This is a genomic window from Massilia pinisoli, from assembly GCF_024753285.1.
Classification (GTDB): Bacteria; Pseudomonadota; Gammaproteobacteria; order Burkholderiales; family Burkholderiaceae_D; genus Telluria; species Telluria pinisoli.
Genome location: NZ_JANUGW010000007.1, coordinates 131,293 through 150,791, shown reverse-complemented (window position 1 = coordinate 150,791; position 19,499 = coordinate 131,293). Strand labels below are relative to the sequence as shown.

Here is a 19,499-nt window from a genome sequence, read left to right as displayed (position 1 = left end):
CCTCGTCAGGCCGCCTGCGCTGCGACGTCATCCGAATGCGCGCGGCCGAACAGCAACTGGTCGCGGATGGACGAGATGTCCGTCCGCTGTTGAATCAGGTCGAAATACCACGGGCCGTCCGCGACGTCCCCGTACAGCACGGCGCCCGTCAGGCGGTTGCCCGCGACGACGAGGCGTTTATAAATGCCGCTGCGGCGGTCGCGCAGCACGAGGTCTTCGCTGCCCTCGCCGCCGACGATGTCGCCGGCCGAGTACAGGTCGACGCCCGTCACCTTCAGCTTCGTCGCCGTGGCCTGCTGCACGTAGCGGCGATGGCCCGAGCCCGCGAGGTGGGCGGCGGCGACGCGCGCCTGGTCCCAGATCGGCGCGACGAGGCCGAACGTGGCGCGGCGGTGCTGCACGCATTCGCCGACGGCGTACACGCGCGGGTCGTAGGTCTGCAACGTATCGTCGACAACGATGGCGCGCTCGCAGTGCAGGCCGGCGGCCTTCGCCAGCTCGACGTTCGGACGCACGCCGGCCGCCATCACGACGAGGTCGGCGTCCACGGACTCGCCATCTTCGAAGCGCACGGACGTGACGCGGTCGGTGCCTTCGATGGCGACGGTCTGGCGGTTCAGCAGGATGCGCAGGCCGCGCTGCTCGAGGCTCGCGCGCAGCAGTTCCGCGGCGGGCGGATCCAGCTGCTGGTTCATCAGGCTGCCCATCACGTGCACGACGGCGACTTCCATCCCGCGACGCAGCAGGCCGTTCGCGGCTTCCAGGCCGAGCAGGCCGCCGCCGATGACGACGGCCTTCCCGCCCGCGCGCGCGGCCGCGAGCATCGTGTCGACGTCGCTGATGTCGCGAAAGCCGATCACGCCCGGCAGCTGGTGGCCCGGCACCGGCACGATGAACGGCTTCGAGCCGGTGGCGATCAGGAGGCGGTCGTACGGCACGGCGAGGCCCGACGCGGCGTGCACGACGCGCTTCTTGCGGTCGATGCGCACGACGGGGTCGCCCGCGTGCAAGGTGATGCCGTTGGCGTCGTACCACTCGCGCGTGTTGAGCATGATGTCGTCGACGGTCTTTTCGCCGGCGAGCACGGGCGACAGCAGGATGCGGTTGTAATTCCCGTGCGGCTCGGCGCCGAACACGGTGATGCGGTACATGTCGGGCGCGAGCTTCAGCAGCTCTTCGACCGTGCGCATGCCCGCCATGCCGTTGCCGATGACGACCAGCCGCGGATGTTTTTCATGCGCATGTGGCGTTTTCATTTACGCCCCCACCCAGACCTTGCCATCCTCGACGCGCACGGGGTAGCTGGACACCGAGTGATGCGGCGCTTCCAGGCATTCGCCCGTCTGCAGGTCGAAGTGCTGCTTGTAGATCGGCGACGCGACGACGACGCGCTCGCCGATGCTGCCGACGATGCCGCGCGACAGGACGGCCGCTTCCGAGTTCGGATCGTAGTTATCGATGGCGAACAGGCGCGGCTCCGCGGCGCCCACGCGGAACACGGCCACCTGGCGTCCGTTCAGCAAGGCGGCGACGCCCGTGTCCGGGACGATCTGGTCGAGCGAGCAGACGGCATTCCACTGATTCAGTTGGATATCGCGATGCATGGTGTTCTCCTTGTTCGGGTCAATAAATCAGGCGACGGCAATCGGGATGGTGCGGCGGCGTTCTTCCACGGTGGCCGGACGGATCTGGCCGCGCTCCGGCATGAACACGACGTTCTCGTCCGTGTTCTCGCTGTTGACGAAGCTGCGGAAGCGCTGGCGCACGGCCGGGTCTTCGACGGCGTTCTTCCACTCGTCGGCATACGTGTCGACGACGCGCTGCATGTCCGCTTCCAGTTCGGCGGCGATGCCCAGCTTGTCGTCGACGACGACCTGCTTCAGGTAATCCAGGCCGCCTTCGAGGTTCTCGCGCCACGTGCTCGTGCGCTGCAGGCGGTCGGCCGTGCGCACGTAGAACATGAGGAAGCGGTCGACCAGTTTCACCACGGTCGCTTCGTCGAGGTCCGACGCGATCAGTTCCGCGTGACGGGGCTTCATGCCGCCGTTGCCGCACACGTACAGGTTCCAACCCTTCTCCGTCGCGATCAGGCCCACGTCCTTGCCCTGCGCCTCGGCGCATTCGCGGGTGCAGCCCGACACGCCGAACTTGATCTTGTGCGGCGCGCGCAGGCCCTTGTAGCGGTTTTCCAGCGCGATGGCGAAGCCGACGGAATCGCCCACGCCGTAGCGGCACCACGTGGAGCCCACGCACGATTTCACCGTGCGCAGCGACTTGCCGTACGCATGGCCCGACTCGAAGCCGGCCGCGATCAGCTCTTCCCAGATCGCCGGCAGCTGGTCCACGCGGGCACCGAACAGGTCGACGCGCTGGCCGCCCGTGATCTTCGTGTACAGGCCGTATTTCTTGGCGACCTGGCCCACGGCGATCAGGCCTTCCGGCGTGACTTCACCGCCCGGCATCCGGGGCACGACGGAATAGGTGCCGTCCTTCTGGATGTTGCCGAGGAAGTAGTCGTTCGAATCCTGCAGGCTCGCGTGCTCGGGCTTCAGCACGAAGTCGTTCCACGTCGACGCGAGGACGCTTGCCGCAACCGGCTTGCAGATGTCGCAGCCCAGGCCCTTGCCGTGCTTGTGCAGCAGCTCACCGAAGGTCTTGATGCCGCCCACGCGCACGAGGTGATGGATTTCCTGGCGCGAGTACGGGAAGTGTTCGCACAGGTGGTTGTTGACGGCCATGCCGGCCTTCGCCATCTCGGACTTCATGATCTGCGTGACGAGCGGAACGCAGCCGCCGCACGACGTGCCCGCGTTCGTGCACGACTTGATCGCGCCGATGTCGCAGGCGCCACCCGCGACGGCGTCGGCGATCACGCCCTTGCTGACGGCGTTGCAGGAGCAGACCTGCGCCGATGCCGGCAGGGCCTCCACGCCCAGTGCGGGACGGGCACCGCCTTCGGCCTGCGGCAGGATCAGGAATTCCGGCGACTCCGGCAGCTCCATATCGTTGAGCATCATCTGCAGCAGGCTGCCGTATTCGGCGGCGTCGCCGATCAGCACGGCGCCCAGCAGCTTCTTGCCGTCGTCGGACACGACGATCTTCTTGTAGACCTGCTTGCGCTCGTCCGTGAACTGGAAGCTGCGCGCGCCCGGCGTGTTGCCGTGGGCGTCGCCGATCGACGCGACGTCCACGCCCATCAGCTTCAGCTTCGTGCTCATGTCGGCGCCGGCGAACTCGGCTTCCTGTCCGATCAGCGCGCGCGCGACGATGCGGGCCATTTCATAGCCCGGCGCGACGAGGCCGAACGTCTGGCCGCCCCACGATGCGCACTCGCCGATAGCGTAGACGTGCGGGTCGGACGCGAGGCAAGAGGCGTCGATGGCGACGCCGCCGCGCGGACCCAGTTCCAGGCCGGCAGCTTTCGCCAGTTCGTCGCGCGGGCGGATGCCGGCCGAGAACACGATCATGTCCGTCTCGAGGAAGCTGCCGTCCGCGAATTCCATACGGTGCGTGGCCGACTCGCCGTCCACGATGCGCAGCGTGTTCTTCTGCGTGTGCACCGAAACGCCCAGCGCCTCGATCTTGTTGCGCAGCACGCGGCCGCCCAGGTCGTCGACCTGCACGGCCATCAGGCGCGGTGCGAATTCGACGACGTGCGTGTCGAGGCTCATGTCGCGCAGCGCCTTGGCGCATTCGAGGCCCAGCAGGCCGCCGCCCACGACGACGCCGGACTTCGAGCGGGCGCCGCATTCCGTCATCTTTTCCAGGTCTTCGATGGTGCGGTAGACGAAGATGTCGTTGCGTTCCTTGCCCGGGACGGGCGGCACGAACGGGTACGAACCGGTCGCGAACACGAGCTTGTCGTAGGCCAGCACGGCGCCGTCGGCCAAGGTGACAGTCTTCGCAGCACGATCGACCGCCACGGCCTGCGCGTTCAGCTTCAGGTCGATCTGGCCCGCATGCTTCTCGAAGAAGCCTGGAGCGACGAGCGACAACTGGTCGGCCGTCGTGCCCGAGAAGTACGAGGACAAGTGCACGCGGTCATAGGCCGGACGCGGTTCCTCGCACAGCACGGTGACGTGGAAGTGCGCCGACTGCGCGGCTTCCGCGAACAGGGTTTCGAGGAATTTGTGGCCCACCATGCCGTGGCCGATGACGATCAGTTTCATGTTGCGACTCCTTGCTTGCTGCGACGTGTATGTGGTTCAGGCGGCTGCGGGTGCCGGCGTTTCGGGGACGGTGAGCGAGAAGCGCACACCGATCGCGCACAGCGCCGAGACGAGGACGGCGCCGCCGAGGATCAGTAAGGTCTGGCGCACGTCACCGGTGCCCTTCATCAGGAAGCCGGCCAGCACGGCGCCGACGTTGCCGCCCGCGCCGACGATGCCGGCCACGCCGCCCAGCGCCTTGCGGCTGACGAACGGCACCAGCGCATAGGTCGAGCCGCACGCCATGTGGGTGCACAGGCCGAACGCCAGCATGGCGATGATGGCCATGGTCACGTTGCTGGTCTGCGAGAACCACAGCAGGCCCAGGCCCTCGCCGATCATCAGGATGAACAGCAGGTTCACGCGGGAATTCAGGTCGCCGCGGGCGGCGGCGCGGTCCGACAGCCAGCCGCCGAGGGCACGGGCGAACAGGGCGAGCAGGCCGAAGCTGCCGGCGGCCATGCCTGCTGCTTTCAGCGACAGGCCGAAGTGGTCGACGTAATAGGTGGCCGCGACGTTGTGGATGAACAGTTCGATGCCGAAGCACGCGCCGTACGTGACGAACAGCAGCCAGGCGCGGTAGTTGCGGCAGGCTTCGAAGAAGCTCGCCCAGCCGCCCTTGCCGCCCGATTCGAACGGGATGCCGGCGGCGCGCAGTTCCGTGAAGTTACCTTCCGGGCAGTCCTGCGTGAATTTGTAGTAGACGACGGCCATGATCAGCATCAGCACGCCCGGCACCAGCAGCGCGACGCGCCAGCCCATCGTTTCGCTCACGCCCAGCATGATCACGGCGCCCATCAGCAGCGGCATCGTGGCCTGCGCGACGCCGCCGCCGCTGTTGCCCCAGCCGGCCGACGCCGCGTTCGCGGTGCCGACGACCTTCGGGCCGAACATCACCGAGGTGTGGTACTGCGTGATCACGAAGCTGGCGCCGACGGCACCGATGCCGAGGCGGAACAGCAGGAAGCTTTCATAACTCTGCGACATCGCGACGCCCAGCACGGGGATCGCGCCCAGCGCCAGCAGGCCGGTGTAGGTCTTGCGCGGGCCGAAGCGGTCGCACAGCGGGCCGACGATCAGGCGCACGATGATCGTGATGGCGACGGCGGCGATGTTGATGTCGGCGATCTGGCCGACGGACAGGTGGAATTGGCCTTTAATCACCGGCATCAGCGGTGCGCAGGCAAACCAGGCGAAAAAGCAGACGAAGAAGGCCACCCAGGTCAGGTGGAACGCGCGCATCTGGGGCGTATCAAAGGAGAATAGCTTGATGCTGTTTGCTTTGCCGGCCATGTTTTTCTTCCCTTCTTAAAAACGAAAAGGCGCCCGCTGCGTACCGCTGGCGCGAAGATGGGAATCGCGTGTGCGGTGCAGCGGACGCCGTTGTCCTGTTGCCGCCCCTCCGTTGGGACAGCGCTGTGATGGGAGGTCGCCTTTGACCCCTTACCTCCCTATGTGCAAGACCCGTGCCAGATGGGTTTCCCTCGGAGGAGCGTATTTACCGAGCCCTTCCCGCTTCATTGCAGTGCACCACGCACGGTAATAACGCACGTAAATGAGGCACGCGGTGACGCACCCGTTTGGCATGGTGCATGCGGCTAGGCGCCGGCCAGGGCGACGCGGCGGATCGGAAAGGCGGCGGCATACGCGGCGGGCGCGCTGCCATCCCAGACCTTCCCGTCCATGAGCACGGAGCGGCGGGTCAGGCTCGAAGGTGCGGGCACGCCGGCCAGCACGGCGGCCTCGCGGTACAGGCCCACGCGGTTCACGCGCGCGGCCACGGCCGCGTAGTCGACGTCGTCGCGCAGCAGGCCCCAGCGCCGGTGCTGGGTCATGAACCACATGCCGTCCGACAGATAGGGGAAGTTGGCCTCGCCGTCGGCGTGGAAGCGGACGGGGTCGGGATCGGTCCAGCGCCGTCCCAGGCCGTTCTCGTACTCGCCGTGCAGGCGCGCGGCGATGGCGTGGCGGTCGGCATTCACGTAGCCGGGGCTGGACAGCACCTCGGCGGCCGCGTCGCGGTTCTCGCCCGCCGCGTCGAGCCAGCGCGCCGCTTCCAGCACGGCCGCGATCAGCGAGCGGCTTGCGTGCGGATTGGCGTCGACGAAGGCCGCGGTCGCGCCCAGCGCCTTGCCGGGATGGTCGGGCCAGATGTCCTGGCTCGTGGCGGCCGTGAAGCCGCTGCCGTCGAGCAGCGCGCGGGTGCTCCACGGCTCGCCGGCGCAGAAGCCGTCCATGTGGCCGGCGGCCAGGTTCACGGCCATCTGGCTCGGCGGCACGGTCACCGCCTGCACGTCGCGCAGCGGATCGATGCCGCCGGCGGCCAGCCAGTAATAGAGGAACATCGCGTGGTTCCCCGTCGGGAAGGTGTGAGCGAACGCGAAACGGCGCCCGCCCTTGCGGATGGCGGCGGCCAGCTGCGGGAGGTCGGCGATGCCCTGGCGCGCGAGCGCGCGCGCCAGCGTGATGGACTGGCCGTTGCGCGACAAATTCATCAGCACGGCCATGCGCCGGGTCACGCCGCCGATGCCGTTCTCCACGCCGTACAGCATGCCGTACAGGACGTGCGCCACGTCGATCTCGCCCTGCAGCAGGCGGTCGCGCATGCCCGACCACGAGTGCTGGCGGCACAGGTCCAGCTTGATGCCGTATTTGTCGTCCAGCCCCAGCACGGACGCCATCACGAGGGGCGCGCAATCCGTCAGGGGCATGAAGCCGGCCCTGATCACGGTCTTTTCCGGCCGGTCCGATCCGGACACGAATGCGTGTGCCATGCTGTTCCCTATTCTTACTTTCACCCGAGGAGATCCTCGACATCCAGGATGCGCTGAGCCACTTCGGCCAGCTTGAGTTTCTTGTTCATCGCCATCGTGCGCAGCCGCTGGTAGGCCTCTTCTTCCGTGAGCTTGTTGCGCGCCATGAGCACCCCCTTCGCGCGCTCGATCAGCTTGCGGTCGGCCAGCTGGCGGCGCGTGTCCGACAACTCGTCCAGCAGCTTCTGCTCGCGCTTGAAACGCTTAAGGGCCACGTCCAGCACGGGCTTCACGCGCTCGGCCTGCAGACCATCGACGATGTACGCGGTCACGCCCGCGTCGATCGCGGCGTCCATGCTGGATGGCGTCTGGTCGTCCGTGAACAGCACGATCGGGCGCGGCTCGTCGCGCGTGGCGATCACGATGTGCTCGAGGACGTCGCGCGCGTCCGATTCGCTGTCGATGATGATCATGTCCGGCTGGATCTGCGCGATCCGCTCGGGCAGGAAGATGTCGGCCGGGAGCGACGCGACGATGTCATAGCCAGATTCCAGCAGGCCAATGCGCAGCGCCGTGTTGCGCCGTGCCTGCGCGGCGCGCGCGGACTCGTCCGTGGCGTGATCCGGCACGGTGTTGACGACGACGATGCGCAGGGTGCGCTGGACCTTGGAAGGCGGTTTCATGCCCTTGGGGTATGCAAGTTTCGGGCCAGAACTGCAGGGTACGACAAGGTGTCGGGCGTCAGATATTCACGAACTGAATCGCGAGACTGCACACACGCAATAGTTGTCACGCAGAAAATATTCACGAAACGCATGGTAAGCATCACAAATCAAAAGTTCATTTATGACGCGACTGTCCCTATACTGCATCGCAACACGACAGATTTCTCACCGGAGATGACCATGACGACCGCAACGATCACCCAGGCAGACAAGGGTCTGCGCCACCACCTGGCAGACGCATTCGGCAAGATCCGCGCTTTCGCGATCGAGCTGTACACGGCACACGGCGGCTGGTTCGCCCACGACGCCGCGCAACCGGCCAGCGGCGCCTTCGCCCGCAACCGCACCGTGGCGGACCGCGTCATCCTGGGCCCGTTCTGCGCCTCCGCGCTGACCGCCGACATGGCACGCAAATCGTCGACCAACTAATTACATCATTCAAGGATAAATCATGACCCCCATCGAATACGTCACCGTCGCCATCGCCGCCGCCGCCGTCATCACCCGCATCGTGATCTTCGTGCGCAACCCGTCCGTCACCGCCCCTGCCGACCTGTGGCTGGCCGACGCGCCGACCGAACTGTGGATGGGCGAATACGCCCGCCCGAAACACGCCGCCTGATCGACGGCAGCGCAACGACGTCTCCCGACGCCCGGCACTGGCCGGGCGTTGTCTTTTGTGCGGCGCACTGATAGTTGGTACTTACGCACGCGCGCCACGTCCCCTTCGCGATTCCGCCCAGCACGTAGTCGGCTGAGATAGAATGCTTTTTTGCAATTTCTTACCAAGAAAAGCACGCTGTTCCTCATTTATCCACCCGACTGATGATGCGACTTCCCGCCCTTGCCATTCTCGCCGCCCTGCTGGCGTCCCCTGTTTTTGCCGCGACACCCGTGACCCTCGACGAGGCCATGGCCAACCCCGACTGGATCGGCACGCCCGTGGAAGCGGCGTGGTGGAGCTGGGACGGCAAGCAGGTGTTCTACAAACAGAAGCGCACGGGCTCGCCGCTGCGCGACACGTGGCACCTCGATGCGGCCCGGGGTGGCCGCGCGGCGCAAGTGGCGGACGCGGACCTCGCGAAGCTGGACAGCCCGGAAACGCTGTACAACCGTGCGCGCACCCGCGCCGTCATCGTGCGCAACGGCGACCTGTTCGAGCGCGACCTGAAAAACGGCGCGCTCGTGCAGATCACGCGCAGCCAGGGCGCCGTGCAGGCCGTGCAGTACTCGGCCGACGAGCGCAGCGTGCAATTCCGCATCGGCGACGACTGGTTCGGGTGGGACCGCAACGAGCGCGTGCTGGCACCGCTCGCCCTGGCCCGCGCCGCCAAGGACCCGAACGCGCAGGAACCGGATGCGCTGCGCGACATGCAGCTGCGGCTGTCCACGATCCTGAAGCGCCAGAAGGACGAGCGCGACGCGACGCGCGCCCAGGCCGAGCAGGAACGCCGCGCCGACCCGACCCGCGCCCCCGCTCCGATCTACCTCGGCGACAAGATTGCCATCGTGAACACCGCGCTGTCGCCGGACGGCCGCTGGCTGCTCGTCGTGACGGGCCCGAAGGATGCGCCCAAGGGCCGCGTGGGCAAGATGCCGCGCTACGTGACGGAAAGCGGCTACGAGGAATTCTCGGACGAGCGCACGCGCGTGGGCCGCAACCCGCCCGCGGGCCAGGGCCTCAAGCTCGTGAACCTGGCGACGCACGAGGTGCAAGACCTGGCGCTGGACGTCCTGCCCGGCATCGCGACCGATCCGCTGGCGCAGCTGCGCGCGGCGCACACGCTCGATCCCCTGAAGGGCCTGCGTCCGGTGACGATCGGCTCCGAAGGCGAAGGCATCGTGTGGAGCCAGGACGGCGGCGACGCGGCCGTGCAGCTGCGCGCCGTCGACAACAAGGACCGCTGGATCGCCACCGTCGACCTGCCGCACGCTGCGCTCGAACCCGTGCATCGACTGACGGAAGAGGCCTGGGTCAACTACGACAACAACGACTTCGGTTGGCTGCCGGACGGCACCACGCTGTGGTATCTGTCCGAGGAAACCGGGTATTCGCACCTGTACGTGCGTGACGCATCCGGTCGCACACGCGCGCTCACGCAAGGCGCGTGGGAAGCGACGGACGTGGCGTGGTCCGCCGACGGCCGCACGGCCTGGCTGATGTGCAACCGCAAAGCGCCGCACACGTACGAAGTCTGCGCCGTCGACGCCGCGGCCGGCGTCACACGCGAAGTGAGCAGCCTGGCCGGCGTGCAGGACTTCCGCCTGTCGCCGGACCAGAAGAAGCTGCTCGTCCATTATTCCGGTCCGTACCTGCCGGCGCAGCTCGCGACCTTGCCCGCGTCCGGCGGCGACGCGGTCCGCCTGACCGACACGCGCACGCCCGAATTCAAAGCGCACGAATGGATCCAGCCGCAGTTCGTGACGGTGCCGTCGACGCACGGCGGCGCGCCGATCTGGGCGAAGCTGTACCGCCCCGCGCAGCTGGAGCCCGGCAAAAAATATCCGGTCGTGATGTTCGTGCACGGCGCGGGCTATCTGCAGAACGTCACGCAGCGCTACACCCCGTACTTCCGCGAGCAGATGTTCCACAACCTGCTCGTGCAGAACGGTTACGTCGTCCTCGACATGGACTACCGCGCGTCGAAGGGCTATGGCGTCAAGTGGCGCACGGCGATCTACCGCCAGATGGGCCATCCGGAGCTGGACGACTACCTCGACGGCGTGAACTGGATGGTCGCCAACGAACAGGGCGACCCGGCGCGCGTGGGCATCTACGGCGGCAGCTACGGCGGCTTCATGACCTTGATGGGCATGCTGCGCGCGCCCGATGTCTTCAAGGCCGGCGCCGCGCTGCGTCCCGTGTCCGACTGGACCTCGTACAACCACGAGTACACGTCGAACATCCTGAATACACCGGACGTCGACCCGGAAGCGTACAAGGTGTCATCGCCCATCGAGTACGCGCAGAACCTCAAGGGCCACCTGCTCATCGCGCACGGCATGGTCGACGACAACGTGTTCTTCCAGGACTCCGTGCGCATGGCCGAGCGCCTGATCGAATTGAAGAAAGACCACTGGGAGCTGGCGCCGTACCCGCTCGAGAAGCATTCGTTCGTGCAGCCGGAGAGCTGGTATGACGAGTACCGGCGCATCTTCCAGCTGTTCGAAAACACCTTGAAACCGTAGGGTGGACGGCTTCGCCGTCCACGCGTTCAACCCATGCCGGCACAGCCGCAATAAATCGAAAGACGCGTATCACCGCGTCGTCGCACCTGCTTCGAACCACGCGGCGATCTCCGCCCGCTCCGCATCCGTCATGCCGGTCATGTTCGCGAGCGGCATCGCCTTCAATTGCACGGCCTGCTGGTAGATGCGGGGCGCGTTCTGCGCGATGCCGTGCGCGTCGTCCAGCATCACGCCCGCGGGCGCGCTCGCGAAGCCCGGCTGCGTCGGATGCGCCGCGTGGCACGACACACAGCGCCGGGCGACGATCGCCTGCACGCGCGCGAAGTCGACCGTCCCCTTCGCCGCGACGGGCCGTGGCGGCGCCAGCGCCACCGCGAGCCCCAGCAGCAGCGCCACGCCGATGGCCGGATACACCCACTCGACGCGTCCCTTGTGGCGCAGATTGAAGAAGTGGCGGATGAATACGCCCGCCGCCATGATCACGCCCAGTACGGCCCACGCATGCGGATGGCGGTAGGTCATCGCGAAGTGGTTGCTGATCATGATGAACAGCACGGGCAACGTGAAGTAGTTGTTGTGGACGCTGCGTTGCTTGCCGCGGATGCCGTAGACCGGGTCGGGCTTCTGCCCGGCGCGCATCGCCTCCACCATCCTGCGCTGACCAGGAATGATCACCATCGCCACGTTCGCGACCATGATGGTGCCGATCATCGCCCCCACGTGGATGTATGCGGCGCGGCCGCTGAGCACATGCGTCAGCACCCACGCCGCGCCGACGAGCAGCGCGAACACGACGACGCCGAACGCGAGATCGTGTTTGCCGAGTGGTGAGCGGCACAGCAGGTCGTACACGATCCAGCCCGCGACGATGCAGCCCAAGCCGACGCCGACGGCCTGCCACGGCGCGAGGTCGGCCACGGCGCGATCGACCATCATCGCCTGCGCGTTGAGCCAGTACACGATGACGAGCAGCGCGAAGCCCGACAGCCACGTCGAATACGCTTCCCACTTGAACCAGTGCAGCTCCGCCGGCAGCTCGGCCGGCGCGACGAGGTATTTCTGCGGATTGTAGAAGCCGCCGCCGTGCACGGCCCACAGCTCGCCCGCGACGCCCTTGTCGGCGAGGTCGGAGCCGGGCGCGGGCGGACGCAGCGAATTATCGAGCCAGACGAAGTAGAACGAGGCGCCGATCCAGGCGATGCCCGTGATGACGTGCAGCCAGCGCACGAGCATGTTCATCCATTCGAGTACGTACGGGACCAGGTATTCCATCGGGGCTCCTCAGCGTGACCGGCAGGCGACACCACCGCCGATATAGTTTCTGGAACATGAAAAATAACGTATATTTAAAATCAGACTACGTATATAACAATCATACCAAGCAAGCCCCATGTCCAGCCTGCCCCAGCACCTCGACCTGCACCTGATCCGCATCCTGTATCTGCTGCTCGTCGAGAAGAACGTCTCGCGCGTCGCCCTGAAACTGAACCAGCCGCAGCCGTCGATCTCCGCGTCGCTGCGCAAGCTGCGCGAGCTGACGGGCGACCCGCTGCTCGTGCGCGGCGCGCGCGGCATGGTGCCCACGCAGCACGGCGAAAGCCTGCTCAAGCCCGCCAAGCGCATCCTCGACGAGACGGAAAACCTGTTCGTGCGCAGGACGCCGTTCGTGCCGGAACAGGCCGACCGCACGTTCCACATCGCCGCGCCCGACTACCTCGACACGCAATTCCTGCCTGGCGTCGTCGCGTCGATCCGGCGCGGCGCGCCGAACAGCCGCGTGACGATCCACCACCTCGGGCCGGGCACGGACTACCTGCGCATGCTGTCGGACGGCGAGATGGACCTCGTGATCGCCAACTGGGACGAGCCGCCGCCGCACCTGCACATCTCCAAGCTGTTCGAAGACCCGATCATCTGCACGATGCGCGCCGACAGCGCCTACGCCAAGCGCACGGCGTCCGACGCGATGACGGTCGAGGACTACCTCACCTTGCCCCACATCGCGCCCACCGCGATGCTGCCGGGCTACCACGGCGTCATCGACGCCTTCCTCGAACGCCAGGGCCTGCACCGCAAGGTGGCCGTGGAATCGCCCTATTTCGGCCTGATCCCCTACATGCTCACGCAGACGGACCTCGTGCTGACGACGGGACGCCAGTTCATCCGCTTCTACGAAAAGACGCTGCCGCTGAAGAATTTCACGGTGCCGATCAAGTTCCCGCCGATGCGCTTTTACCAGCTGTGGCACCAGCGCGTGCACCAGTCGCCCGAGCATAAATGGCTGCGCGATCAGGTGACGGCCGCGGCCAAGGTCGTCGTGAATAGGTAGGGTGGACGGGTTCCCCGTCCACGCGTTCAACCAATGCCGGCACAGCCGCGATAAATCGACAGCCGCGTATCACCGCGTGGACGGCGAAGCCGTCCCCCTACTGCATCTGTGCCGTCATCCGCTGGAACTGCATCGCCAGTCGTCGGCACGGTTCCTGCTTAGCTTGGCACGGCACTTTCATCTCGGCCGGCCAGGACCAGCGCGGCGGCGACGAAGGGCAGTGCAAATCGTTTCATGGGGCAATATCGGGTTGTCATAGCGGCATCGTGACACGGGCGGCGGATCGCGGCAACACGATTCGCGCGGCCCCGAAGGCGCCGATCCGTGTGAGAATCAACGTGCGGCAAAAAATATTTGCGCCGCGCATGAACCTTCGCGCGGCCGGCAGGTATTCACGGCAAAACAGCAGAGAGCGCATGGGTGGACAGACATACTGAAGGATTGCCGCCTGCGGCCGGCGCGGCCGAGGGCGAAGCCAGCCTGGTCGGCCGCGTGGCCGCCGGGGACCGGCACGCCTTCGAGACGTTGTACCGCATGTATTTCCCGCGGCTGGCGCGCTTCCTCCAGCGCATGACGCACAGCGTGCCGCTGATCGAGGAAATCGTCAACGACACGCTGCTCGTCGTCTGGCAGAAGGCCGCCACGTTCGACGGCAGCTGCAAGGTGTCGACGTGGGTGTTCGCGATCGCGTACCGCAAGGCCTGCAAGGCGCTGCACGCCCTCGACGAGCCGACGGCCGACGCCGCCGACGAGTACGCGGGCGACGACGCCGGCCGGCCCGACTGGCGCTTCGAACAGCAGCGCCTCGCGCATGCCGTCGACGCCGCCGTCGCCACCTTGCCGCTGGCACAGCGGGCCGCGTTCCAGCTGACCTTCTATCACGACATGGGCTACGCAGAAATCGCAGAAATCATGGAATGTCCCGTCAACACCGTCAAGACGCGCCTGTTCCACGCGCGCCGCCGCCTGGCAACGCTGCTGGAAGACCAGCTGGAGGTCCGGCCATGAACCCGCATAGCGACCGCGCCGCCGCGCGCCACGCCGAAGCCCAGGACGCCCTGCCCTGGCTCGCCAACGGCACCCTCGCGGGCACCGAACTGGAACGCATGCAGGCGCACGTGGAGACGTGCGCCGACTGCCGCGCCGACCTCGCCGCGCTGCGCACCGTGCGCGCGGCCGGGCCCAGCCTCGAACTCGATGTCGATCCGGACCGCGCGCTGGCGCGCCTGCTGCCGCGTCTCGATGAGGCGGTGGCCCTGGACGACGACGGCGCGCTGCCGGCGTGCGCGCCAGCCGCGGCGCCAAGCGCAGAGCCGATTGCCGCCGCACCCGGCCTGCTGCAGCGCTGGCGCGAACGCTTCGCCGCGAACGACGGTGCCTGGCTGCGCGCAGCGGTCGCCGCGCAATGCGGCGTGATCGCCGTGCTCGCGGTGCTGCTGGCCCGTCCGGCCGCGCACCTTGACACACCGGATGCGTACCGCGTCCTCGGCGCCGGCGGCGCGAACGGTGCGGCGCGGCTCGTCGTCACGTTCCGTCCCGACACGCCGGAGCGCGAACTGCGCCGCATCGTGCGCGCCAGCGGCGGACGCATCGTCGGCGGGCCGACCGTCACCGATGCGTGGCTGGTCGGCGCGGACGGCCAGGCCGCCCCCGTGCTGGCCCGGCTGCGCGCGGAACCGGCCGTCACCCTGGCCGAACCCCTGACCATGGACGGCCGGCCGTGAACCACCGACATGCCGGCGTCCTCGCCCGCCTCCTCGCCTTGTGTGCCGCCCTGTGCGCGCTCGCGTGCGTGGTGCCGCGCGCGAGCGCGGACGCGCCCGACGCCCGCCCGGCGGCACAGTCCGGGCGCCAGGTGCTCGTCATGCTGCGCATGCCGTCGCCGCACTTCCGTCCCGACGGCGCGTACGGCGGCGGCTACACGGACGACGGCACGCGCGCCGCGCGCCGCCGCGTCGCGCGCGAGCTCGCGGCCGCGTACGGGCTGCGCGTCGTCGACGACTGGCCGATGCCCGCCATCGGCATCGACTGCTTCGTGATGGAGGAAGCGCAGGCGGGACGGGCCGCCCCCGTCGACCGGCTGCTCGACGCGCTGGCCCACGACCCGCGCGTGGAATGGGCGCAGGCGATCCAGGAATACCGGGGCCTCGACGCCGGCGACCCGCTGCTCCCCGTGCAGCCGGCCGCGCGCGCTTGGCAGCTGACGTCGCTGCACCGCGCAAGCACCGGGCGCGGCGTGACGGTGGCCGTCGTCGACAGCGGCATCGACGAGACGCACCCCGACCTCGCCGGCCAGGTCAAGCTGCGCCGCAACTTCGTCGACACGTACCCGGACGCCGCGGAGGCCCACGGCACGGCCGTCGCCGGCATCATCGCCGCGCGCGAAGGCAATGGCGTCGGCATCGCGGGCATCGCGCCGGACGCCCGGCTGCTCGCCCTGCGCGCCTGCTGGGAAACGGAAGGCCCGCCCGCGCGCTGCAACAGCTTCACGCTCGGCAAGGCGATCAACTTCGCCCTGATGAGCGACGCACGCGTCATCAACATGAGTCTCGGCGGACCGCGCGACCGGCTGCTGCAGGCGCTGCTCGACGCGGCCCTCGCGCGCGGCGTGACGCTCGTCGGCGCGGCCGATCCGAACCAGCCCGACGGCGGCTTCCCCGCGTCGCATCCGGGCGTGATCGCCGTCGCGTCGGACACGCAGCCTGCCCCACCACCCGGATCGCTGCGGGCGCCGGGGACGGACGTGCCCACGTCCTTGCCGGGCGCGCGCTGGGGGATGGTGTCCGGCTCGTCGTACGCGGCAGCCCATGTGGCGGGGCTGGCCGCGCTGATGCTGCAGGTGCGCCCGGACTCTTCCCCGGCCCGGTTGAAGGCCGACATCGACAGCGGCGCGCGCATCGTGCCTGCTGTGCTGGCATCGGGACCTCGACAAGCTGGTAGCATAGACGCCTGCGCGGCCGTTGCGCGCGCCGCCGGAACCTGTCTCTGCCTATGCCCTTCGACCGCCACGACCGCCAGTCTTCCCGCCCCGCGCCCGCATTGACGGGCGCGCGACCATTCTTCCTTGTCCTCGCCATGCTGGCGCGCGGCGCCTGTGCCCAGACCAGCGCCGAAGTCTCTCTCGTGTCCGAATACGCCATGCGCGGCATCTCGCTGAACCCCGATCCCGCGCTGCAGCTGCGCGTCGACCATGACGCCGACGGCGGCTGGTACACGGGCGCCTTCGCCTCGCCCATCAAGCTGTACGGCCGCGGCCAGGGCCTGCTGATCGTCTACGGCGGGCGCGCGGCGCCGCTGACGTCGCGTCTGTCGTGGGACGCGGGCATTGCCCGCACGATCTACCTGCGCAACCACGAGGTCGATTACCACGAGTTCTACGCCGGCCTGACCCTGGACCGCGTCAGTGCGCGCCTGTCCTATTCGCCCGCCTATTTCGGCGCCGGCCGCACTGTCTATCTCGACGTAAACACCGGGGTACCGCTGGGCGAGCGGATCTCGCTGGCGCTGCACGGCGGCATCCTGCACCCGTTTGCCGATTACCGCCGCAGCGGCCACGACCGCGCCGACTTGCGCGCCGCGCTCGCGTACGACACGGCCGACTGGCGCCTGCAGGCCGGCTGGCAGACGCTCATGCACCCGTCCGACTACGAACGGCCGCGCGCCCGCGCCCTGTTCGCCAGCGCCAGCCTGCGCTTCTGAAAAGACCTGCGATTCGATTGAACCTTGCACGCGGACGGGGGCATTAACGTCGTCCCTTCGACGCGTCCATAGAGGAGCAATCATGAACCTGCAACCGAAAGCGGCCGTGCGCATGGTCACGGCCGGCCTGTCCAGCATCGTGCTGGGCGCCTTCGTCGCATCCTGCGGCGGCGGCAGCGACCATTCGATGACCACCCCGCCGCCGACCATGACGAGCGCTTATGCGACGACAGCCCTCGTCTCCGACCAGAGCACGGCGGGTGCCGCGCACACCGACACGAATCTCGTGAACGCCTGGGGCCTCGCCTTCAACCCGACCGCGTTCGTCTGGGTCGCGAACAACGGCACGTCGACGTCGACCTTGTACGACGGCAACGGCGTGCCGCAGACGCTCATCGTCGCGATTCCGGCCGGCACGGCGGGCTCCGCTGCCCCGACGGGCATCGTGTACAACGGCAGCACCGACTTCAAGGTCACGCAGAACGGCGTGACGGGCGCCAGCCCGTTCATCTTCGTCGGCGAGGCCGGCACCGTGTCGGGCTGGTCGCCCAGCGTCAACCGCACGAACGCCGTGACCGCGGTCGACACGGGCGGCAACTCGGTCTACAAGGGCCTCGCGATCAACAGCTACGCAGGCGCGAACTACCTGTACGCCGCAGACTTCCACAACAACAAGGTCGACGTCTACGACGCCAACTGGCAGAAGGCCACGCTGCCCGGCAGCTTCACGGATCCGGGCCTGCCCACGGGCTATGCGCCGTTCGGCATCCAGGCCATCGGCGACCGCATCTACGTGGCGTACGCGCAGCGCGAAACGGCCGGCAACGACGAAGTCAAGGGCGCTGGGCTCGGTGTCGTCGACGTGTACGACACGGGCGGCACGATGGTCAAGCGCCTGACGAGCGCCGGCGCGCTGAACGCACCGTGGGGCATCGCGCTGGCACCGGCGAACTTCGGCGACTTCAGCAACGACATCCTCGTCGCCAACTTCGGCGACGGCAAGATCAACGCGTACAACCCGACCACGGGCGCGTTCGTCGGCACCTTGTCCAAGGCCGACAAAACGCCCATCGTCATCGACGGCCTGTGGGGCATTGCGTTCGGCAACGGTGTGAACAGCCAGCCGACGAACACGCTGTTCTACACGGCCGGGCCGGGCGACGAGGCGCACGGCCTGTACGGTCGCATCGACCTGAAGTAAGGGGTCAGCCCGGCAGGAAGGACGCGAACATCGCGATCGTCGCCGCCGCCATCACGCCCGTGCACAGCCAGCCCAGCACGCGCAGGCGCGGCGCGATCGCGAGGTCGCCCATGATGCGCTTGCTCATCGCGACGAGCATCATGATCGCCATCACGGGCACGGCGATGACGCCGTTCAGCACGGCGCTCCAGTACAGGGCCTTGATGGGGTCGAGCGGCATGAAGTTGATGCCGACGCCGGCCAACGTGGCGACGATGATGATCGCGTAGAACTTGCGCGCGGCCGAGAATTCGGCGCCCAGGCTGCTCTTCCAGTGGAACGTGCCGGCCATCGCGTACGCGGCCGACCCTGCGAGCACGGGGATCGCGAGCAGGCCCGTGCCCACGATGCCCAGCGCGAACAGCATGAACGCGAACTCGCCCGCGACGGGCTTCAGCGCCGACGCGGCCTGCGCGGCCGACTGCAGGTCGCGCACGCCCTGCGCGTGCAGGGTGGCGGCCGTCGTCAGCATGATGAAGAAGGCGACGGCATTCGACACGCCCATGCCCACCCACGTGTCGAAGCGGATGCGCTTGAACTGGCGCACGGCCTGCTCGGGCGCGTGGCGCAGCGGCTGGGCGGCATCGTCCGCGCGCAATTCCTCGACTTCCTGCGACGCCTGCCAGAAGAACAGATAGGGGCTGATCGTCGTGCCGAACACGGCGACGATGGTGGTCAGATAATCCTTGTTCCACGCGATGCGCGGCCACACGGTGGACTTCAATACGTCGTGCCACGGCACGTGGACGACGAACACGGTGGCCACGTACGCGAGCAGCACGAGCGTGAGCCACTTGAGCAGGTTCACGTAGCGCTGGTAAGGCACGAACACTTGCAGCAGCACGGACAGCACACCGAAGCCGACGGCATACCAGTGCGCGCGTCCGGGCGCGACGAGCGACATCGCCTCGCCCATCGCCGCCACGTCGGCCGCGATGTTGATGACGTTCGCGACGAGCAGCAGGCCGACGATCGCCCACACGACCTGGCGCGGCGCGTAGCGCTGCAGATTGGTGGCGAGGCCCCGGCCCGTCACGCGGCCGATGTTCGCGCTGATGACCTGGATGGCGGCCATCAGCGGATACGTCAGCAACAGGGTCCACAGCAGGTTGAACCCGAACTGGGCGCCGGCCTGCGAATAGGTGGCGATGCCGCTCGGGTCGTCGTCCGCGGCCCCGGTGATCAGGCCCGGGCCCAGCTTCGACAGCCACGTCGAGGCTTCCGGCGACGGCGCCGCGATGGTGCCGTCGGCATCCTTGTTGTCGTGCTTGTCCATGAGGCCATCATGCACCCGTGCACGCAAGCGATATGTACGCGTGCGCACACAGTGCACGGGCCGTAATGCTCAGCGGGCGG

At 67.8% G+C, this 19,499-nt stretch carries 17 protein-coding genes; 9 read left to right on the top strand and 8 right to left on the bottom strand.

Annotation, left to right across the window (positions count from 1 at the left end; genetic code table 11):
• Positions 1–5: 5 nt before the first annotated feature.
• The 6 genes from NX784_RS11890 to NX784_RS11865 form a co-directional block, all read right to left on the bottom strand.
• Positions 6–1,256, bottom strand: coding sequence for an NAD(P)/FAD-dependent oxidoreductase (locus tag NX784_RS11890; protein WP_258816873.1), 1,251 nt, complete (start codon positions 1,254–1,256; stop codon positions 6–8).
• Complete coding sequence (nirD, locus tag NX784_RS11885; protein ID WP_258816872.1) at positions 1,257–1,604, bottom strand: nitrite reductase small subunit NirD; 348 nt, start codon at positions 1,602–1,604, stop codon at positions 1,257–1,259.
• 27 nt (positions 1,605–1,631) lie between these two features.
• Complete coding sequence (gene nirB / locus NX784_RS11880) at positions 1,632–4,169, bottom strand: nitrite reductase large subunit NirB (RefSeq protein ID WP_258816871.1); 2,538 nt, start codon at positions 4,167–4,169, stop codon at positions 1,632–1,634.
• Positions 4,170–4,205: 36 nt separating this feature from the next.
• Complete coding sequence (locus NX784_RS11875) at positions 4,206–5,501, bottom strand: MFS transporter (protein WP_258816870.1); 1,296 nt, start codon at positions 5,499–5,501, stop codon at positions 4,206–4,208.
• A gap of 305 nt (positions 5,502–5,806) precedes the next feature.
• Positions 5,807–6,982 (bottom strand): CmpA/NrtA family ABC transporter substrate-binding protein, encoded by a 1,176-nt coding sequence (locus tag NX784_RS11870; RefSeq protein WP_258816869.1) that lies wholly within the window; start codon positions 6,980–6,982, stop codon positions 5,807–5,809.
• A 20-nt stretch (positions 6,983–7,002) separates the two neighbouring features.
• Positions 7,003–7,644, bottom strand: coding sequence for an ANTAR domain-containing response regulator (locus NX784_RS11865; RefSeq protein WP_258816868.1), 642 nt, complete (start codon positions 7,642–7,644; stop codon positions 7,003–7,005).
• 222 nt (positions 7,645–7,866) lie between these two features.
• Here NX784_RS11865 and NX784_RS11860 point away from each other — a divergent pair, with 222 nt between their 5' ends.
• The 3 genes from NX784_RS11860 (at position 7,867) to NX784_RS11850 (ending at position 10,875) form a co-directional block, all read left to right on the top strand.
• Positions 7,867–8,115, top strand: a complete 249-nt coding sequence (locus tag NX784_RS11860) for a hypothetical protein (protein WP_258816867.1) — start codon at positions 7,867–7,869, stop codon at positions 8,113–8,115.
• Positions 8,116–8,137: 22 nt separating this feature from the next.
• Positions 8,138–8,308 (top strand): hypothetical protein, encoded by a 171-nt coding sequence (locus NX784_RS11855; protein ID WP_258816866.1) that lies wholly within the window; start codon positions 8,138–8,140, stop codon positions 8,306–8,308.
• Between the two features lie 203 nt (positions 8,309–8,511).
• Positions 8,512–10,875 carry a S9 family peptidase gene (locus tag NX784_RS11850; RefSeq protein ID WP_307735956.1) on the top strand — a complete coding sequence of 788 codons (2,364 nt, stop codon included), beginning with the start codon at positions 8,512–8,514 and terminating at the stop codon, positions 10,873–10,875.
• Between the two features lie 69 nt (positions 10,876–10,944).
• Here NX784_RS11850 and NX784_RS11845 read toward each other — a convergent pair whose 3' ends face one another.
• A complete protein-coding gene (locus tag NX784_RS11845) occupies positions 10,945–12,147 on the bottom strand; it encodes a urate hydroxylase PuuD (RefSeq protein ID WP_258816865.1) in 1,203 nt (400 codons plus the stop codon).
• Positions 12,148–12,265: 118 nt separating this feature from the next.
• On the opposite strand from NX784_RS11845, the gene NX784_RS11840 reads away from it, so the two are divergent.
• The 6 genes from NX784_RS11840 (at position 12,266) to NX784_RS11815 (ending at position 18,104) form a co-directional block, all read left to right on the top strand.
• Complete coding sequence (locus NX784_RS11840; protein ID WP_258816864.1) at positions 12,266–13,204, top strand: LysR substrate-binding domain-containing protein; 939 nt, start codon at positions 12,266–12,268, stop codon at positions 13,202–13,204.
• 420 nt (positions 13,205–13,624) lie between these two features.
• Positions 13,625–14,212 carry an RNA polymerase sigma factor gene (locus tag NX784_RS11835; protein WP_258816863.1) on the top strand — a complete coding sequence of 196 codons (588 nt, stop codon included), beginning with the start codon at positions 13,625–13,627 and terminating at the stop codon, positions 14,210–14,212.
• Positions 14,209–14,928 carry a zf-HC2 domain-containing protein gene (locus NX784_RS11830; protein WP_258816862.1) on the top strand — a complete coding sequence of 240 codons (720 nt, stop codon included), beginning with the start codon at positions 14,209–14,211 and terminating at the stop codon, positions 14,926–14,928. The genes NX784_RS11835 and NX784_RS11830 overlap by 4 nt, the downstream gene beginning before the upstream one ends.
• Positions 14,925–16,247, top strand: coding sequence for a S8 family peptidase (locus tag NX784_RS11825; protein WP_258816861.1), 1,323 nt, complete (start codon positions 14,925–14,927; stop codon positions 16,245–16,247). The genes NX784_RS11830 and NX784_RS11825 overlap by 4 nt, the downstream gene beginning before the upstream one ends.
• A complete protein-coding gene (locus tag NX784_RS11820) occupies positions 16,196–16,903 on the top strand; it encodes a TorF family putative porin (protein ID WP_258816860.1) in 708 nt (235 codons plus the stop codon). Before NX784_RS11825 ends, NX784_RS11820 begins: the two co-directional genes overlap by 52 nt.
• A gap of 82 nt (positions 16,904–16,985) precedes the next feature.
• Entirely contained in the window at positions 16,986–18,104 is a 1,119-nt protein-coding gene (locus NX784_RS11815; RefSeq protein ID WP_258816859.1) for a TIGR03118 family protein, read from the top strand.
• Between the two features lie 4 nt (positions 18,105–18,108).
• On the opposite strand, the gene NX784_RS11810 is transcribed toward NX784_RS11815, so the two are convergent.
• Positions 18,109–19,419, bottom strand: coding sequence for an NRAMP family divalent metal transporter (locus NX784_RS11810; RefSeq protein ID WP_258816858.1), 1,311 nt, complete (start codon positions 19,417–19,419; stop codon positions 18,109–18,111).
• Positions 19,420–19,499: the final 80 nt, after the last annotated feature.

Bases quoted from the DNA above. Each gene is read 5' to 3' on its own strand.
- NX784_RS11865 (WP_258816868.1), bottom strand. From the start codon at position 7,644: ATGAAACCGCCTTCCAAGGTCCAGCGCACCCTGCGCATCGTCGTCGTC.
- nirD (WP_258816872.1), bottom strand. From the start codon at position 1,604: ATGCATCGCGATATCCAACTGAATCAGTGGAATGCCGTCTGCTCGCTC.
- NX784_RS11860 (WP_258816867.1), top strand. From the start codon at position 7,867: ATGACGACCGCAACGATCACCCAGGCAGACAAGGGTCTGCGCCACCAC.
- NX784_RS11890 (WP_258816873.1), bottom strand. From the start codon at position 1,256: ATGAAAACGCCACATGCGCATGAAAAACATCCGCGGCTGGTCGTCATC.
- NX784_RS11820 (WP_258816860.1), top strand. From the start codon at position 16,196: ATGCCCTTCGACCGCCACGACCGCCAGTCTTCCCGCCCCGCGCCCGCA.
- NX784_RS11830 (WP_258816862.1), top strand. From the start codon at position 14,209: ATGAACCCGCATAGCGACCGCGCCGCCGCGCGCCACGCCGAAGCCCAG.
- NX784_RS11815 (WP_258816859.1), top strand. From the start codon at position 16,986: ATGAACCTGCAACCGAAAGCGGCCGTGCGCATGGTCACGGCCGGCCTG.
- NX784_RS11850 (WP_307735956.1), top strand. From the start codon at position 8,512: ATGATGCGACTTCCCGCCCTTGCCATTCTCGCCGCCCTGCTGGCGTCC.
- NX784_RS11840 (WP_258816864.1), top strand. From the start codon at position 12,266: ATGTCCAGCCTGCCCCAGCACCTCGACCTGCACCTGATCCGCATCCTG.
- NX784_RS11855 (WP_258816866.1), top strand. From the start codon at position 8,138: ATGACCCCCATCGAATACGTCACCGTCGCCATCGCCGCCGCCGCCGTC.
- NX784_RS11810 (WP_258816858.1), bottom strand. From the start codon at position 19,419: ATGGACAAGCACGACAACAAGGATGCCGACGGCACCATCGCGGCGCCG.
- NX784_RS11870 (WP_258816869.1), bottom strand. From the start codon at position 6,982: ATGGCACACGCATTCGTGTCCGGATCGGACCGGCCGGAAAAGACCGTG.
- nirB (WP_258816871.1), bottom strand. From the start codon at position 4,169: ATGAAACTGATCGTCATCGGCCACGGCATGGTGGGCCACAAATTCCTC.
- NX784_RS11845 (WP_258816865.1), bottom strand. From the start codon at position 12,147: ATGGAATACCTGGTCCCGTACGTACTCGAATGGATGAACATGCTCGTG.
- NX784_RS11875 (WP_258816870.1), bottom strand. From the start codon at position 5,501: ATGGCCGGCAAAGCAAACAGCATCAAGCTATTCTCCTTTGATACGCCC.